At 61.6% G+C, this 17,768-nt stretch carries 15 protein-coding genes; 5 read left to right on the top strand and 10 right to left on the bottom strand.

What is annotated here, in order from left to right; all coding sequences use genetic code 11:
- Positions 1-43: 43 nt before the first annotated feature.
- Positions 44-1,039: a rhamnose ABC transporter substrate-binding protein gene (rhaS, locus tag FJ979_RS07080; protein ID WP_140496561.1), complete on the bottom strand. Its 996-nt coding sequence runs from the start codon at positions 1,037-1,039 to the stop codon at positions 44-46.
- A gap of 58 nt (positions 1,040-1,097) precedes the next feature.
- Entirely contained in the window at positions 1,098-1,901 is an 804-nt protein-coding gene (locus tag FJ979_RS07075) for a DeoR/GlpR family DNA-binding transcription regulator (RefSeq protein WP_140580371.1), read from the bottom strand.
- A gap of 187 nt (positions 1,902-2,088) precedes the next feature.
- On the opposite strand from FJ979_RS07075, the gene FJ979_RS07070 reads away from it, so the two are divergent.
- The 3 genes from FJ979_RS07070 (at position 2,089) to ggt (ending at position 7,523) form a co-directional block, all read left to right on the top strand.
- The gene (locus FJ979_RS07070) at positions 2,089-4,191 is read left to right on the top strand and encodes a bifunctional rhamnulose-1-phosphate aldolase/short-chain dehydrogenase (RefSeq protein WP_140580369.1); all 2,103 of its coding nucleotides are present in this window, start codon (positions 2,089-2,091) and stop codon (positions 4,189-4,191) included.
- Positions 4,192-4,278: 87 nt separating this feature from the next.
- Complete coding sequence (gene rhaI, locus FJ979_RS07065; RefSeq protein ID WP_140580367.1) at positions 4,279-5,571, top strand: L-rhamnose catabolism isomerase; 1,293 nt, start codon at positions 4,279-4,281, stop codon at positions 5,569-5,571.
- A 212-nt stretch (positions 5,572-5,783) separates the two neighbouring features.
- The gene (gene ggt / locus FJ979_RS07060) at positions 5,784-7,523 is read left to right on the top strand and encodes a gamma-glutamyltransferase (RefSeq protein ID WP_140580365.1); all 1,740 of its coding nucleotides are present in this window, start codon (positions 5,784-5,786) and stop codon (positions 7,521-7,523) included.
- Between the two features lie 115 nt (positions 7,524-7,638).
- Here the strand turns inward: ggt and FJ979_RS07055 are convergent, their stop codons facing one another.
- The 8 genes from FJ979_RS07055 to FJ979_RS07020 form a co-directional block, all read right to left on the bottom strand.
- Positions 7,639-7,983, bottom strand: coding sequence for a hypothetical protein (locus FJ979_RS07055; protein WP_140496551.1), 345 nt, complete (start codon positions 7,981-7,983; stop codon positions 7,639-7,641).
- 70 nt (positions 7,984-8,053) lie between these two features.
- Positions 8,054-8,350: a hypothetical protein gene (locus tag FJ979_RS07050; RefSeq protein WP_140580364.1), complete on the bottom strand. Its 297-nt coding sequence runs from the start codon at positions 8,348-8,350 to the stop codon at positions 8,054-8,056.
- A gap of 784 nt (positions 8,351-9,134) precedes the next feature.
- Positions 9,135-9,875: a ribonuclease activity regulator RraA gene (locus tag FJ979_RS07045; RefSeq protein WP_140524019.1), complete on the bottom strand. Its 741-nt coding sequence runs from the start codon at positions 9,873-9,875 to the stop codon at positions 9,135-9,137.
- 24 nt (positions 9,876-9,899) lie between these two features.
- Positions 9,900-11,063, bottom strand: coding sequence for a mandelate racemase/muconate lactonizing enzyme family protein (locus FJ979_RS07040; protein ID WP_140580362.1), 1,164 nt, complete (start codon positions 11,061-11,063; stop codon positions 9,900-9,902).
- Between the two features lie 31 nt (positions 11,064-11,094).
- On the bottom strand, positions 11,095-12,192 hold the full coding sequence (locus FJ979_RS07035; protein WP_140496545.1) for an ABC transporter ATP-binding protein: 1,098 nt from the start codon (positions 12,190-12,192) through the stop codon (positions 11,095-11,097).
- A gap of 10 nt (positions 12,193-12,202) precedes the next feature.
- Complete coding sequence (locus FJ979_RS07030) at positions 12,203-13,093, bottom strand: carbohydrate ABC transporter permease (RefSeq protein ID WP_140496543.1); 891 nt, start codon at positions 13,091-13,093, stop codon at positions 12,203-12,205.
- Complete coding sequence (locus tag FJ979_RS07025) at positions 13,090-14,049, bottom strand: sugar ABC transporter permease (protein ID WP_140513309.1); 960 nt, start codon at positions 14,047-14,049, stop codon at positions 13,090-13,092. The genes FJ979_RS07030 and FJ979_RS07025 overlap by 4 nt, the downstream gene beginning before the upstream one ends.
- A gap of 78 nt (positions 14,050-14,127) precedes the next feature.
- Entirely contained in the window at positions 14,128-15,606 is a 1,479-nt protein-coding gene (locus tag FJ979_RS07020) for a sugar ABC transporter substrate-binding protein (protein ID WP_140580360.1), read from the bottom strand.
- Positions 15,607-15,820: 214 nt separating this feature from the next.
- Here FJ979_RS07020 and FJ979_RS07015 point away from each other — a divergent pair, with 214 nt between their 5' ends.
- The gene (locus tag FJ979_RS07015; protein WP_140524027.1) at positions 15,821-16,531 is read left to right on the top strand and encodes a GntR family transcriptional regulator; all 711 of its coding nucleotides are present in this window, start codon (positions 15,821-15,823) and stop codon (positions 16,529-16,531) included.
- Between the two features lie 52 nt (positions 16,532-16,583).
- On the top strand, positions 16,584-17,750 hold the full coding sequence (locus tag FJ979_RS07010) for a mandelate racemase/muconate lactonizing enzyme family protein (protein ID WP_140580358.1): 1,167 nt from the start codon (positions 16,584-16,586) through the stop codon (positions 17,748-17,750).
- Positions 17,751-17,768 lie beyond the last annotated feature (18 nt).

Raw genomic sequence — 17,768 nt, 5'->3', positions numbered from 1 at the left:
GCGGCGGGGCGTGAACCCCGCCGCGTCAGCTTGAAGCTCCGGATCAGTAGATCTTGGAGAACTTCTCGATGTTGGTCTTGTCGAACTGGAAGGGCGGAGCCATCGCAGCCGAATTGGTGTCGTCGAGCGTGACCTTGCCGACGCGGCCGATCGACAGCGTCGCACCGGGCTTGGCCTCTTCCTTCTTCACCGCCAGATCATGGGCGAGGTAGACGGCGGAGTAACCGAGGTCGATCGGGTTCCAAAGAGCCACGGCCTGTGAAGCGCCGTTGTCGATGAACTTCTTGAACTCCGACGGCAGCGCGAGGCCAGTGACGTTGACCTTGCCGATCAGCTTCTCATCGGTGACGACCTGGGCAGCGGCGACGACGCCGACAGTGGTCGGCGCGATGATCGCCTTCAGGTTCGGATAGGACTTCAAGAGGCCCTTGGCTTCGTCGGTGCTCTTGGCCGAATCGTCATCGCCATAGACGGTGGCGACGAGCTTGATCTTCGGAAATTTCTCCGGCAGCACCTTCTTGGCCGCGTCGATCCAGGCGTTCTGGTTGGTCGCGGTCGAGGAGGCCGACAGGATGGCGACGTCGCCGCCCTCAGGCAAATAGTCGGCGGCGAGCTTGATGATGGTCTCGCCGATCAGGCCGGTATCGGACGGGTTGAGGTGAAGCTGGCGGCCTTCCTTGGCGACGCCCGAATCCCAGGAGATGACGGTGATGCCGCGCTCCATGGCCTTCTTCAGCACCGGCACCAGCGCGTCGGCGTCATTGGCCGAGATGGCGATGGCGTTGACCTTTTGCGCGATCAGTGAATTGACCACCTCGATTTGCGCTTCGGCGGTCGCCTTGGTCGGGCCGGTGTAGATGATGTCGACATCGCCCAGTTCCTTGGCCGCCTCTTCGGCGCCCTTGTTGGCGGCGTCGAAGAAGCCGTTGCCGAGCGACTTCACCACCAGCGCGATCTTGACGTTCTCGGCATAGGCGGCATTCACGACCATGGCGGCGGAAAAGGCCGCCGTAACCATCAGTTTCTTCAGAAAGCTCATCGAATATTCCTCCCTTGAGCGTTGCATTCCATCGCCGCTGCGGGCGTGAGGGTGTCTCTCAGGCTTGCAGCGAAGATTCTTCCTTTGCCGACTTGCGGGCGACGATCAGCGTTACCCCCGCTGTTTCGAGCATCTTTGCCTCGCGGTCCTCGATGCCGTCGTCGGTGATGACGGTGGTGATGCGCGACAGGCCGCACAGGATCAGGCTGGAGCGTTTGCGGAATTTCGAGGAATCGACCAGCACCACCAACTCGTCGGCCTGATCGATCAGCTTCTGTTCCGCCTGGATCAAGAGCGGATCGCCTTCCATCAGGCCGAGCGGCCCGAGCCCCTGGGCGCCCATGAACATGCGGCGCGCGTAGAAATTGCGCGTCACGTCATTGTCGAAGGGCGACAGGATGATGTTCTGCTCGCGGTAGATGGTGCCGCCGGACAGCATCACCGTGTTCTTGGAGTGCTTGAGCAGGCTTTCGGCGATCGGGAAGGAATTGGTGAAGATCGGCATGCGGCGGCCGGTCAGGAAATGCACCATCTGGAAGGTGGTGGTGCCGCCGTTGATGATGATCGGCTCGCCGTCCTTGCAGAGTTCCACCGCTTCCCGCGCTATCGCCCGCTTCTGCGCGGCATTGAGCGTCTCGTTGACGGAAAAAGGCCTGCCGGCAAGGCCGATGAACTGTGGCGGCGTGATCGCCTCGGCGCCGCCGCGCACCCGGCGCAGTCGCTTTTGCACGTGCAGGGCCGCGATATCGCGCCGGATCGTCGCCTCGGAAGACTCCGTCAGGTCGACCATTTCCTGCACCGTCACCACAGGCTTTTCCTGGACGGCGGACAGAATGATCCTGTGGCGCTCTTTTTCGTGCATGGTTCCTCCCTGCATGGCCATCTGGCATTAGAAATCGCGCAGTGTCAATCATTTCCGATCATATAATTTCATTGTGCAGTGCAATATGATTGATGTTGATCGTTTGTGATTGACAAAGCCACGCCTTGCGTAGACATTCCCGACGAAAAGAGGAGCGCACCGTCCGCGCTTCAAGGGAGGATTACCCATGCTCGACAAGCGCTCCGGCTCGCGCCTCGCCAATCTTTGGGATGATGCGAAGGTAAGGGGGATGAGCGATCCCGAGCTTCTGGTCTATCGTTCGAACACGCTCGGCTCCGACAAGCGTGTCACCAATTACGGCGGCGGCAACACATCGTCGAAAATCCGGCAACAGGATCCGCTCACCGGACAGGACGTGGAAGTGCTGTGGGTGAAGGGCTCCGGCGGCGACAGCGCTTCGATCAAGCTTGATGGTTTTGCCACGCTCTACATGGACAAATTGCGAGCCCTCAAAGGCCTTTATCGCGGCGTCGAGCATGAAGACGAGATGGTGGGTTATCTGCCCCACTGCACCTTCAATCTCAATCCGCGCGCGGCCTCGATCGACACGCCGCTGCATGCCTACGTGCCGAAGCCCTATGTCGATCACATGCATCCCGACGCCATCATCGCCATCGCTGCCGCCAAAGATTCCAAGGCCCTGACGAAGGAAATCTTCGGCGACGCCATAGGCTGGCTGCCGTGGAAGCGGCCGGGCTTCGAACTTGGCCTGTGGCTGGAGAAATTCTGCCTCGACCATCCAGCCGCCAAGGGCGTCATCCTGGAAAGCCACGGCCTGTTCACATGGGGCGACAGCCCGAAGGAATGCTACGAAACGACGATCTCGGTGATCAACCAGGCGATCGAGTGGTTCGAGCGGCGTTCCGAGGGTGTCGCCATTTTCGGTGGCGAAGCGGTCAAGTCGCTCGACCCCGCCGAACGCCGCGCCATCGCCGCGAAGCTGATGCCGAGGATCCGCGGCCTGATCTCGGAAAAGAGCCATAAGCTCGGCCATTTCGACGATTCCGCCGCCGTGCTCGAATTCGTCAATTCCAGGGATCTGCGCCCGCTGGCGGCACTCGGCACCTCATGCCCGGACCATTTCCTGCGCACCAAGATCCGGCCGCTGGTCATCGAGTTCGATCCGGCCAAGCCCGATGTCGATGCCGTCATCGCGCGGCTGGCCGACGACATTGCCGAATACCGCGTAGGCTACCAGGCCTATTATGACAGCTGCAAGCATGCGGACTCGCCCGCCATCCGCGATCCCAATGCCGTGGTCTATCTGATGCCCGGCGTCGGCATGTTCACCTTCGCCAGCGACAAGGCCACGGCGCGCATTTCGGGGGAGTTCTACGTCAACGCCATCAACGTCATGCGCGGCGCCTCGACCGTCTCCTCCTATGTCGGCCTGCCTGCGCAGGAAGCCTTCGACATCGAATACTGGCTGCTCGAGGATCTGAAGCTGCAGCGCATGCCGAAGCCCAAGGCTCTTGCCGGCAAGATCGCGCTCGTCACTGGCGGCGCGGGCGGCATCGGCCGCGCGACGGCGAGCCGGCTGCTGCGCGAAGGCGCCTGCGTGGTGCTCGCCGACATCGACGAGACAGCACTTGCCAGCGCCAACGACGAACTGGCCAAGGCCTATGGCAAGGATTTTGTCCGCCCCGTGGTCATCAACGTCACGTCGGAGGATCAGGTCGTCGCCGGCTTTGCCGAAACGGCGGTCGAGTTCGGCGGCATTGATATTCTGGTCTCCAACGCGGGCCTCGCCTCCTCGGCGCCGATCGAGGACACGACGCTGGCGCTGTGGAACAAGAACATGGACATCCTGTCGACGGGATATTTCCTGGTCTCGCGGGAAGCGTTCCGGCTGTTCAGGGTGCAGAAGATCGGCGGCAACGTCGTTTTCGTCGCCTCCAAGAACGGCCTTGCCGCCTCGCCGAACGCTGCCGCCTATTGCACCGCCAAGGCCGCCGAGATTCATCTCGCCCGCTGCTTGGCGCTTGAGGGCGCGGAGGCGCAGATCAGGGTCAACGTCGTCAATCCGGACGCCGTACTGCGCGGCTCCAAGATCTGGTCCGGCGAGTGGAAGGAACAGCGCGCCGCCGCCTACAAGATGTCGACCGACGACCTTGAGGAACATTACCGCTCGCGCTCGATGCTGAAGCGCTCGGTGTTTCCCGAGGACATCGCCGAAGCGATCTATTTCTTCGCCTCCGACATGTCGGCCAAGTCGACCGGCAACATCGTCAATGTCGACGCCGGCAACGCGCAAAGCTTTACGCGCTAGGCCTTCCTTCTCCCCGTTCACGGGGAGAAGGTGCCGGCAGGCGGATGAGGGGCAGCGCCAGCCGAACGAAATCTGGGAGGAACAGCAGTGTCCGAAACCATCATCTCGGCTGACGTCGTCGAAAAAAACAACGCCGCGCGCAAGGCCGACCTCGAGCGTGACTACGCCTCGCTCGGCGAACGGCTCGACCGTCGCGGCATCGCCATCGACGCGATCCGAGACAAGGTCGAGAAATTCGCGGTGGCGATCCCCTCCTGGGGTGTCGGTACCGGCGGCACGCGCTTTGCCCGTTTCCCCGGCGCCGGCGAACCGCGCGACATCTTCGACAAGATCGAGGATTGCGCCGTCATCAAGCAATTGACGCAGGCGACACCGACGGTGTCGCTGCACATTCCCTGGGACAAGGCCGACCCGAACCGGCTGAAGCAGGCGGCCTCGCGTTTCGGCCTCGGCTTCGACGCCATGAACTCCAATACGTTCTCCGACGCCAGGGACCAAAAGCTGTCCTACAAATTCGGCTCGCTCTCGCATGCCGATGCCGGAACGCGCCGGCAAGCGGTCGAGCACAATCTTGAATGCATCGAGATCGGCAAGACGCTTGGGTCGAAGGCGCTGACGGTGTGGATCGGCGACGGCTCGAACTTCCCCGGCCAGGTCAACTTCGCCAAGGCGTTCGAGCGCTATCTCGAAGCCATGAAAGAGGTCTATGTCGGGCTGCCCGCTGACTGGAAGCTGTTCACCGAACACAAGATATACGAGCCTGCCTTCTATTCCACCGTCGTGCAGGATTGGGGCACCAATTACATTATTGCCAAGGAACTCGGCGACAAGGCGTTCTGCCTGGTCGACCTCGGCCACCACGCGCCCAACGTCAACATCGAGATGATCGTGTCGCGGCTGATCCAGTTCAGGAAACTCGGCGGCTTCCACTTCAACGATTCGAAATATGGCGACGACGACCTCGATGCCGGTTCGATCGACCCCTACCGGCTGTTCCTGGTCTTCAACGAACTGGTCGACGCCGAACTGTGCGGCGCCGACGGCTTCGATCCGGCGCATATGCTCGACCAGAGCCACAACGTCACCGATCCGATCGAGAGCCTGATGCTGTCCGCGGTCGAGGTGCAGCGCGCCTACGCGCAGGCGCTGCTGGTCGACCGCAAGGCGCTTGAAGGTTTTCAGGACGGCAATGACGCGCTGATGGCAACGCAGACGCTAAAATCAGCCTACCGCACCGATGTCGAGCCGATCTTGGCCATGGCGCGGCTGAACACCGGCGGCGCCATCGACCCGGTCGCCGCCTACCGGGCGGCAGGCTACCGCGCCAAGGTCGCGGCGGAACGCCCGGCCGTTGCCGGCGGCAGCGGTGGCATTGTCTGAGGCCGAGCCCGCCCCCTCATCCGGCCGCTTCGCGGCCACCTTCTCCCCGCTGGGGAGAAGAGACTGGCGCGAGCGCTGACGGCCTCCTCTCCACTAGGGAAGAGGTCGGATGGCAATCCGGGTGGGGGCTCTTTCTCGTGCTCCCTCAATTGTTAGTGGACTCGATCACCCCAACACGGTTTCCTAGGCGTTCCCCCGCCAGGAGCCTCGCCATGCATATCACTCGCCGCACGCTGATCGCCGTCAGCCTCTCCTTCACGATCGCTTTCGCGCCATGGGCGGCCGCCATCGCCGCCTCGCCAGCGCCTGTCAAGGGCGAGAACGGCATGGTTGTCACCGCGCAGCATCTGGCGTCGGAGGTGGGCGTTGAAGTCCTGAAGAAGGGCGGCAACGCCGTCGATGCGGCGGTCGCTGTTGGTTATGCGCTCGCCGTCGTCTATCCCAACGCCGGCAATATCGGCGGCGGCGGCTTCATGACTGTCCGCTTCAAGGACGGCAAGTCGACCTTCCTCGATTTCCGCGAACGTGCGCCGCTGGCCGCGACCAAGACCATGTATCTCGACAAGGACGGCAAACCGGTGAAAGGCGCCAGCCTCGACGGCTACCTCGCCGTCGGCGTGCCGGGCTCCGTCGCCGGTTTCGAGATGGCGCGCGAAAAATACGGCACCTTGTCCCGGCAGGACCTCATGGCGCCGGCCATTCGCTATGCCAAGGACGGGTTCATCCTCAATCAGGGTGACGCCGCCTCGTTTGCCGGAGGTGCCGACAGGCTGGCGAAGGATCCAGCTGCGGCGGCCATATTCCTGAAGCCGGATGGCAAGCCCTATGGCATCGGCGAGCGGCTGGTCCAACCCGACCTAGCCGCGTCGCTCTCGGCGATTTCCGAAAAAGGCCCCGACGCCTTCTACAAGGGCGCCATCGCCGATGCCATCGTCAAGGCAAGCGGCGCCAAGGGCGGTATCCTGGCCAAGGGCGATTTCGAACAATATGCGGTGCGCGAGCTCAAGCCGGTGACCTGTTCCTATCGCGGCTACGAGATCATTTCCTCGCCGCCGCCAAGCTCCGGCGGCGTCATCATCTGCGAAATCCTCAACGTGCTGGAAGGCTACCCGCTGTCTTATCTCGGCGCCGGTTCGGCAGAGACCGTGCATGTCATGATCGAAGCCATGCGCCACGCCTATGTCGATCGCAACTCGGCGCTCGGAGATCCCGATTTCGTCGACAATCCGGTCTCGAAACTGCTGGACAAGGCCTACGCCAAGGACATTCGCGACAAGATCGACCCGTTCCGGGCCGGCGTCTCTCAGGACCTGATGCCGAAGGGGTTCGGCGAGAGCAAGGAGACGACGCATTATTCGATCATCGACAAGGACGGCAACGCGGTCGCGGTCACCTACACGCTCAACGGCTCGTTTGGCGCCGGCGTCGTCGCCGACGGAACCGGTATCCTGCTCAACAACGAGATGGACGATTTCACCCAGAAGCCCGGCGTGCCCAACCTCTACGGCCTGGTCCAGGGCGAGGCCAACGCCATCCAGCCGAAGAAGACGCCGCTGTCGTCGATGAGCCCGACCGTGGTGGCCAAGGACGGCAAGCCGTTCATGGTCATCGGCAGCCCCGGCGGTTCGCGCATCATCACCATTACGCTGGAAGCCATCGTCAACGTCATCGACCACGGCATGAACATCCAGGAGGCGATCGACGCGCCGCGCATCCATCATCAATGGCTGCCCGACACGGTCTACATCGAGCCGTTCGGCCTGTCGCCGGACACCGAAAGGTTGCTGGCCGGCATGGGTTATCACCTCGATCTCAGCGACAAGACCTGGGGCCAGGCGGCGGGCATCCTGGTCGGCGGCAAGAGCCTTGCGGAAATCGGGAAGGGTGGCGGCGCGCGCTACAATGGCGCCATCGACAGCCGCGCCGCTTCCGGCGAGGCGCTCGGCTACTGATGGGACTGGCGCACTCCGCAAGCGCGTGAACCCGCGTCCGCAATCGCACCGAAAACGAAAAGACAGGGCGACCTGAGTTTCCGTGAAACGACCGCTCTAATTGACGATCAAGCCGTCACGAAATCAGCGTGACGGTGGATGCGATCAGCATCAGGGCCGCGATGCCGACGAACAGTGCGTAGATGCGCGGCCGGTCGAGCAGAAGCGCGTTTCCCGATATCCAGGCCGATGTGGCGCCGCCGAGCGCGAACAGGAAACCGTTGCGGTGGCCGAAGGTCATCGACGCGGCCATCAGCCCGCCTATGATCAGGGCGCCGAACACGATTATGACGGCGACCGCGTATCTCTCGAAGTCATTACCGCTACCCATGGCCGGCCCGATCGCATTCAAATTCGGCAGGTCATCCGGATCGAAGGGGCTGGTCGACCCGTATTCGTCTTGACCGATGGATTCTCGCATCACTCGTTCTCCGCTGACCGGCAACAAACCATCAACACATGCCGAGCGCAACCCGATCGCGTGTTTCTCCCTACGTGTTGACCGCGATATCCAACCGTTCCGGCAGGGCGCGCCAACCGTTTTGGCGGGTGCGGATCACCGCCGCAACTCCAGCGGTATCTGCCCGAATGGCAACGGTCCGCCAACCTGTTTTTAATATGGGCGTTTCTTCTGGAGAAAACATGATGGCGGAGTTGATTCGAGCTTCGACAGAAGCATTTTTACGCGACCGGAGCCGCGGCGCCAGACGCGGCCGCCTAAAATTTTCAGCTCCGGGCGTCCGCTTGATGTTGAGCCAGGTGCGTTCCGCACTTGGGGCGAGCGTCATGCTGGCGCTCGCGGGCTCATGATGAACCAGCTCGACCAAAGCGGCCGGGCTGATCGCATGGACAAAGCTCGGCCGGGGATCGATTTTCGGCGACGGCCTGCGATATCCTAAGCTGGTATCAGGGCGGCGATACGATGGATGCTGATCTCCTTGCGTGCCTTGGACGCCTCGTTGGTCAGCCTCATGTAGAACCTCTGTACTGGACAGCCTCAATCCATAGTGCGAGCGCGGTGGCAGGCGACCGTCCCTTTACTTTCAAATCGCGGCCTCGATAGCCGCCGGCCGCGATCCATACCGTTTTTGAACGCTGATAGATTGTTACGCCTCGTGCATTCGCCCAAGCGCATGATTCCGCGAACTTTGGAGCCATTGCCGAGCCCGCTCCCGAGAATGCTGTCTCTATGTGACAAAGCTGCGTGGCCATATCAGGTCCCCTAATCTTGACGGTCCCGGCCGACGATCCCGGCCCCCGCCCAAAATCACCGAATGAATGATAGGACCGCTTCCGTTACGGTAATGTGTCGCCACCAGCGCGGTCAGGTATCTCCCGATGCAAAAGCCGCCAGCTTTCGGCAGGGACAGGTCTGGAGTGGCCAGGGATTAAACCCAGCTTAGGTCAACGAGCGGGCGGAGAGCCGGGATCGGCCGCCATTCAAACCTGATCAGGAGATCGGGCTGGAGATGATGATGCGCAAGGCGCACCTGTTCGACGCACAGCGCGGCGCCAGGATAAATTAGGGGGAATGGCTGACGCGCGCTGGCGACTGTCAGCTCATCCTGTCTATCAAGGTTTGGCGTTGGCTTTCCGCCAAGCCTCGTACTCGTCGTTCGCGCTTGGGTGCAGTGGGTAGTAGCGTTGCAACGGCGCGCCCCCCATGAGTTTCATTCGTGAGAATTCCTCCCAATCGTGATGTTTCTGGGATTCTTCGATGACCTTCGAGGCCATTGCGACGGGCAGCACCACCACCCCGTCGTCATCGGCGACAATGATGTCGCCGGGGATCACCGTGACACCGCCGCAGGCAATCGGAACGTTGACCGCATTGGGATAGATGCTGGTCTGCACATGATAATTTGGCGTCCAGCCGCGCAGCCAAAGAGGCAGGTCGAGCTTTTCGACATTGGGCCGGTCGCGCATGCACCCGTCGATGACGATGCCCGCGCCGCCTCTGCCCTTGAAATAGGTCGACATCATATCGCCGAAGACACCGGAGCTCATGTCGCCGCGCGCGTCGACGACGACCACGTCGCCCTCTTGGGCATGGTAGAGCACATGTCTGTGAAGTTGCGTCTCCGGATCGGCATATTCTCCCTCGGTGAAGAGGTCCGGTCTCTGCGGCATGAACTGCAATGTCAGTGCCGGCCCGACGATCGACTTCCCATGGTTCTGCGGCACCGGGCCGACCATGTGCGGATTGCGAAAGCCCATATGGCCAAGTGTGCCCGCGACCGTAGCGGCGCCGATCTCCCTTAGCGCGTCGATCAGGTCCTTGGGCGGCCGCGTGATATCGGGAGTATGCGTCATTTTCGGACTCCGGTTGAAATTGAATTACCAGTTGGTGACAGAGCCGTCGCGGCGCTTGAGATGTGGCGCTTCCCAGAAACGGAAACTCTGCGCCTGGACCGCCGCTTCATTGACCTCGACGCCGAGGCCCGGCAGGTCGCTGACCGGATAATCGGGCCCGTCGAGCCTTGGCTGTACGGGGAAAAAGTCGGAATTGTCGAAACCCAGCTTCCTTTCGGGGATCCTGGTTTCTAGCCACGCAAAGTTGGGCACCGCGGCGGCGAGATGCACGGTTGCGGCCGTGCACACCGGGCCAAGGGGATTGTGCGGCATCAGGTCTACATAGTGCGCCTCGCTCCAGCCGGCGACTTTCATCGCCTCGGTGAGCCCGCCGACATTGCAGACATCGAGCCGGTTGAACTGGTGGATGCCGCGCTCGATGTAAGGCAGGAACTGCCACTTGCTGGCAAATTCCTCGCCGATGGCAAAGGGGATGTCGGTCATCGTACGAAGGGACTCGTACGCCTCTGGTGTCTCGGCCCGTATTGGCTCCTCGAGGAAATCAAGCACGCCGCGGCCAAGCTTGTTGCAGAAGCTCGCCGCCTCGGCCACCGACAGCCGATGATGATAATCGACGCCGAGCACCACCTCATCGCCCAGCGCCTCGCGCGCTTTGTTCAGCATGCTCGCGGTAGGGCCGATCGATTCACGCGGCTCGAAGACGTCCTTGCTGCTTTGTCCGATGGGGAAGAAGCGGATCGCCTGCCAGCCCTGCGCGCGCAGTTCGCGGGCGCGTTCGATCGCAACATCGCCCTCGGCCTCGTCTCCGGTCGAGGCGAAGGTGGGCACGCGGTCGCGCTGCTTGCCGCCAAGCAACTCGTAGACCGGCACCCCCAGCGCCTTGCCTTTAATGTCATGAAGGGCGATGTCGATGGCGGAAATCGCCGCCTGCAGGACCCGACCCCCTTCGAAGTATTGGCTGCGATAAACCTCCTGCCAGATACGCCCGATCTGCATCGGGTCGCGGCCGATGAGAAACTCGCGGTAGTGCTCGACCGCGCCGGCTACGGCTTTCTCGCGACCGCTCAAGCCGCTTTCGCCCCAGCCGAAGATACCCTGGTCGGTCTCGACCTTGACGAGCATCTGGTTGCGCGTTCCCACCCATACCGGGTAGGGCTTGATCGCGGTGATCTTCAGGTTCTTAGTCATACACGCCCGCGTTCCACGCGCATCCCCTGTCTCAGTCGGCCTTGAGGGCCATTTCAGTTTCGCCGTCGAACAGATGCATCCGCTCCTGGTCGAACTCGAGCCAGATCCGCTCATCAGGTTTGACGGCGACGTTGGGCGACACGCTGATGTTGACGATGGCGCCCGACAGGAATGCTTGCACGAAGGTGACGTCTCCGGTCGGCTCCACCGTATAGGCCTTGGCCGGAATGGCGCCCGGGACCGCGCTTTTGTGCAGCTTGATCGTCGAGTGCCGCGCGCCGAGCACGACCTTCTTGGTGGTCGCTCCCTGGACCTTGCGCGCGTTGAGTTGCGACAGCTCAAGCGTCCAGCCTTCCGCGCTGGTCAGCGCGGTGCTGCCGTTTGCCGTCGAAGCCTCCAGCGGAATGAGGCTCATCGCCGGGCTGCCGATAAAGCTGGCGACGAACATGTTGACCGGATGGGCAAAGACCTGCGCCGGTGAATCGTATTGCTGCAGATAGCCGCCATTCATCACCGCCATCTTGTCGGCCATGGTCACGGCTTCGAGCTGGTCGTGCGTCACATAGATGATCGTTGCCTTGAGGTCCTGGTGGAAGCGCTTGATCTCGGATCGCATCTGCACGCGCAGTTTGGCGTCGAGGTTGGAGAGCGGCTCGTCCATGAGGAACACAGCGGGGTCGCGGACGAGGGCACGGCCAAGGGCGACGCGCTGCTGCTGCCCGCCCGAAAGTTCCCGCGGTTTGCGCTCGAGCAGGTGCGTCATGTCGAGAACGCGCGCCGCTTCCCTGACCTTCTTGTCGATCTCGTCCCTGGAGAGTTTGCGCATCTGCAGCGGGAACGCCAGGTTCTTGTAGACCGATTTCTGTGGGTACAGCGCGTAGTTCTGGAACACCATTGCGATGTCCCGGTCCTTGGGGTCGAGATCATTGACCACCCGGTCTCCGATGACGATGTCGCCCGATGTGATCGAGGTCAGCCCCGCGACGAGATTGAGCGTGGTTGTTTTGCCGCAGCCTGACGGGCCGACCAGCGCAACGAACTCGCCGTCATTGACCGTCAGCGAAACATCGTTGACAGCTTTGAAGCCGCCATAGGTCTTGACGAGATCTTTGAGGACCACGTGGGCCATTGGCAACTCCCTAATGCTTGACCGCGCCTTCTGTAAGGGCGCGTACGAAGTATCGTTGCAGGACGAGGAACAGCACCACGACGGGCACGCTCATCATGAAGCTGGCCGCCATCAGGCCCGGAAAGTCCGTCGTGTTTTCCGAGAAGAAGCGCTGGATGCCGACCGGCAGCGTCAATTGCTCGTTCTTGGAAAGGAAGGTGTAGGCGTAGATGTATTCGTTCCAGGCGCCGATGAAGGAATAGATCGCGGTGGCGATGATCCCAGGCGTCGAGAGCGGCATCACGATCAGGATGAAGGCCTGGAACCGCGTTGCGCCGTCGATGCGCGCCGCCTGCTCGAGTTGCACCGGGATGTTGTCGTAGAAGCCCTTGAGCAGCCAGATCGCCAGCGGCAGCCCGAAGGTCAGATAGGTGAGAATGAGCGAGCCGTGCGTGTTCACCAGGCCGATCGCGCGCATCAGGATGAAGAGCGGCACGAGAAAGATCACTGCCGGAAACATGTTGCGCAGCAAAACGGCGAAGAACAGGAAGTTCCGTCCGGGGAAACTGAAGCGCGAAAAAGCGTAGGCCGCGGGGACAGCCACGATTACGGAAAGGATTGTCGTGACGGTCGACACGAACAGGCTGTTCCAGAAGAAGCGGAGGAAGTCCTGGCCGACGCTGTTCTGCGGATCGAGCAGTTTCTGATAGCTGGCGAGGGTCGGCTCGTCCGGCCACCATTGCGGCGGGAATTGCGTCGCCGCGAACCCGGATTTGATCGAGGTGATCAGCATCCAGATCATCGGCAATGCTGTATAAAGCAGCATGAACACGAGAAAGATGCGCCCGGCCCACCGCCATCCGTCGACGCGCATACGGCGACGGGTCTGGCCTCGGGAGACCGTCTCGGCAATCGCGCTCATGCGCCGCCCTCCTTCCGCTCGTTGCCGCTCAGCGCACGGACGTAGAAGTAGCCCAGCGTCATCAGGATGATGAACAGGAGCACCGAATAGGCCGATGCCACGCCCCAGCGCTGCCGGCCGAAGGCGAGTTCGTAAATATGGGTGATCCAGATATGCGATGCATTCGACGGCCCGCCGCCGGTCATGATCCAGGGGATGATGAAGGAATTGAAGTTGGCCACTGCCAGCAGCAGGATCGTCACCACCGAGACGTTGCGCAGATGCGGGAAGGTGACGTGCCAGAAGCGCTGCCAGGCATTGGCTCCGTCAACTTTCGCGGCGAGCAGCAACTGCTCGGGGACTGTCTGCAGGCCCGCCATCATCATGATCATGGCGAACGGAAACTCGCGCCAGATATTGACGACGATCAGCGAGGGGAGAACCGTGCTGACGTTGTCGATGAAATTCGGCGGTCGGTCGGCCAATCCGAGGCCGACCAGCACTGCGCCGATGATGCCGAAATCCGAATGGTAGATCCACTTCCAGATATAGGAGGCGGCGACCGCGCTGATGACCCAGGGAATGATCAGGATAGCGCGCAGCATACCGCGGCCGATAAAGTCGCGGTGGAGCGCCAGCGCAGTGGCAAACCCCAGGACAAAGGAGATGAAGGTGGACCCGAATGTCCAGATCAGCGTGTTCCAGGTGACTTTCCAGAACACCTCGCTGGTGAGGATGGCCGTGTAGTTGTCGAAGCCGATGAAGGTCTTGTCACGAAGCTGCAAGCCGGGCGGCGTTTTATAGAACGACAGCTCGATCGTGTAGTAGATCGGATAGGCGATGACGATGAGCATCACGGCGATCGCGGGCAGCACGTACGCGTAGTCGGCGCGATGCTCCCAGATATTCCGCAGCGCACCGGACCTGCCGGGTTGCAATTTTCGGCGCGCCTCGGCGTTGCCGGTCACGATCGTCACGATGGTATGCCCTTGTTTCTTCGGAACGAACCGGCTGCGCTGTCAGCGCAGCCGGTTAGGTCGTGGGTCAGGCGCAGGCTAGAGCCCGCCCATCAGGTCTTTCACCTTCTGGGCCGCGTCGTCCGCCGCCTGGTCGACGGTCATCGCTCCGGTCAGAGCATTCTGCAGCATGTCCGGGACGATGATGTTCATGATCTCCGGGGCCTGCGGCAGCGCCGGGAACGGGATGCCGTATGGCAGCATCGAGGTCGTGACATCGAGGAATTTGATGTTGTCCAGACGTTCCTTCATCCATTTGGTCTTGAAGCCGTTCAGGTTGCCGGGATTCGATCCGGCATAGGCCATCTTCAGCGACCATTCAGGGCTCGTCCACATGCAGATGATAGCCTTCGCCGCCGGCTCGTCTACCTTGCCGCCTTCGACATATTCGGGCTTCAGGATGTGGATGTTCGAGCCGCCGAACACGACCGCGCGCTTGCCGTCGGGCCCGGCCGGGATCAGGCCGTAGCGCATGTTGTCTATGACGGTCTGCGCCTTGTCCTTGTCGGTGCCCGTCGCCTTCTTCTGCAGGTCGAGCATGACATTGTAGTCGGACGGGTGCGAGATCATCATGCCGAGTTGGCCGGCGACGAACAGGGGCTGGTTATCGGCCTGCTGGTTGGTGAGTGCCGAAACCGGAACCGACTTGTCGCGAACATACATGTCGTAGGAAGCCTGCAGCGCCGCCTTGCTCTGCGGGCTGTTCAGCTCGACCTGCTCATAGGTCGGGTTTGCCGCCGCTTCGTCGAAGACGCCGCCACCATAGGCCCATAGCTGCGGCATGAAGCGATACGGCGTATTGCCGGCATTCTTGCGAGCCACGAGGCCATACCCGGCAATGCCGAGCTTGTCGTGGATCTGCTTGGAGTACTTGATGACGTCGTCCCAGGTTGCCGGTGGCTTGTCCGGATCGAGGCCGGCGCGTTTGAAGATGTCGGCGTTCCAGATGAACGCCATCGTTTCGTTGTTGGTTGGAATGCCGTAGGTCACCCCGTCCCAGGTCACGGCCTTCATGGCGCCGGGCCAGAAGTCCTCGGTCGAATAGCCCACATCCTCGGGCTTCAGCGGCTGCAGATAGCCTTTTGAAGCGAATTCGGTACCACCCAGGATTTGCAAGCGGACCGCCATCGGCGCGGCATTGCCGAGGAGCGCGGTGCGGAACTTGTCGAGAAGGTCGTTATAGGTGAGGGCTTGCTCCTCGAGCTGGATGTTTGGATAGGTCTTGCGGAAGGTTTCGAAGAATTCCTTGTAGTACTGGCGCAGGAGGTCGGGGTCGCCCTCGAACACGCCCTGATACCAGAAGGTCAGTCGCCCCTTGTAGTCCAGCGGGGTGACCTTGGCACAATCGGCCGCCGTGTCGAAATCCTGTGTGCCCGCAATGGCGCGGACATATTCCGGCGACCACTTGCTGAGGTCGACCGGCGTTGCGCCCAGCGCCGATGTGGACATCAGTGATGCCGCCAAAACGCTGACGACAGTGCCGCGCAGGACCGCACTGCCGAGTATAATCCTCGTCATAGGTATCCTCCCTGGTTCTCCCATGCCGCTTTGCGGCGAGGCAAAGCGGTCTTGCTCGTTTGATCGCAGGACGTCTTTGTATCTGTGTACCCGTTCGGGAGCCTTGTACGTTTTCAGATCATGAATTGCCTGTCAACGCGTTAGATCGTACATTGTTTATCGAAACTTTGCGTGTTAATCGGAAAGGGTGTGTATTAATCCAGGGGAGCCGGCCTTGGCCGAACCAAACGATTTCAAAGCCAAGCCACCGGTGGGGATTGACCCCATAGGGGCGTCCAGCGAGGGCGCCTCGCTTTATGAGCTGATCAGGGAAGACATCATCGAGGGACGGCTTGCCGCCAACGAACGGCTCGTGGTCACTGATCTCGCCCGGCGCCACGGCACCTCGACCAACCCCGTGCGCGAAGCCTTGCAGCTGTTGCGCGGCGAAGGCTTTGTCACCTTTCTCCCCAACCGCGGGGCGCGCGTCCGGCCTATCGATCAAGAGTTTGTCCGCGACATTTATGAGATCGGCGTTCTGATCGAGCCGGCCCTGACGCGATGGTTTGTGAATATGGCCACCGGCGAGGACATCGCCGAACTCCAACGTCTCCAGGACCTGATTGAAGAGAACAACTTCGCCGATACGTTCAGGCACAGCGAGCTGGATACCGCCTTCCACACCGTGATGTACCAGCGGCATTACAACCGCCATGCCGCCGAGCTTTGGTGGAAGCATCGTGAAGTGCTGCGAGCCGTGAGCCGGCGTTTCAATTTCACGCTTGCCCGGCGTGCCGCGATCATTCGCGAGCACCGCGAGCTCATCGCGCTGGTAAAGGCGGGAGATGCCGACAAGGCGGCCGAACTCGTTGCTCGCCATGTCGAGGGCTCCGGCCGGCACATCCTCGAACATATGCGTGCGCGCAACGCCGCTCGGGCCGGATAGAATGCGCGATCCAGAACATCGTTAGCCAGACGATCAGACAGAGGTAGCTGACATGAAAATTACGAGCATTCGGCCGTGGCTGATCAAGTCCGATGCGTCCTATTGGGGAGAGTACCTGTTCGTCGAAGTGACGACCGACGAGGGGGTGAGCGGCTGGGGAGAGATCACGACCACCACCAAGCTCGCCAACCGCGCGCTCTGCACGATCCTACGGCAGATCGGCGCCGCCGTGACCGGCGAGGACCCGGCCCGGATCGAGCATCTCTGGCACAAGATTTTCCGCAGCTTCACCTATATGGGCAGCCGCGGCGCCGCGGTCGAATGCGTGAGCGCCATCGACATAGCTCTCTGGGACATCCGGGGCAAAGTTTTGGGCAAGCCCATCTACGAGCTGCTGGGCGGGCCGGTGCGCGATGAAATCGCGCTCTACACCCATCCCAACCAGTCCAAATTTACCAGCAAGGAGGCGGTGGTCCGCGAAATTCGGGACATCGTCGAGTCCGGACACACCGCGCTCAAGTTTGATCCTTTCCCGCATCAGGGACGTGGCGCCGATGGCGTGTCGCGCGAACAGCGGGACGGCTACCTCGATGGCAACATGACTCGCAAGGACGAGCGCGAAGCGGCCGAACTCACGGCTCTGATCCGCGAAACGGCGGGCCCTGATGTCGATATCCTCATCGATGCGCACGGCCGTTTCGACGTTCCGACCGCCATTCGCCTCTGCCGAAGCCTCGAGGAAGCCGGCCAGATCGACTGGTTCGAGGAGCCTTGCCCGCCCGAGAGCCTCAATGCCCTCAAGCAGGTGCGTGAGAAGGTCAGCGCCGCCATCTCGTGGGGCGAACGCGGCCACACCAAGTGGGACTTCGTGCCGGTGCTCGAAAACAAGCTCGCTGACTACATCATGCCTGACGTCACCTGGACCGGCGGCATTACCGAACTCAAGAAGATCTCTGCCCTGTGCGAAGCCTACTACGTCCCGGTCTCGCCGCATGACGCCGCGGGGCCGATCAACGTGGTGGCGGGGGCGCAGGTGATGATGACAGTTCCTAACTTCTACAAGCTCGAGACGTCGGAGTGGAACCTGGGTAAATACGATCATCTCATCGACACACCGCTCGACGTTTCGAACGGCAGCCTGAAACTGACGTCGAAGCCCGGTCTCGGCATCGAGATGGACCGCGAGTACCTGCAAGCCCACGAGATTGAGCTGGGCTGACGCATGTCGCCTCATGTC

The sequence above is a fragment of the Mesorhizobium sp. B1-1-6 genome (assembly GCF_006443035.1).
In the GTDB taxonomy this organism is placed as follows: domain Bacteria; phylum Pseudomonadota; class Alphaproteobacteria; order Rhizobiales; family Rhizobiaceae; genus Mesorhizobium.
Note: the sequence above shows the minus strand (reverse complement) of the source record. Positions and strands in the feature narration are given on the sequence as shown.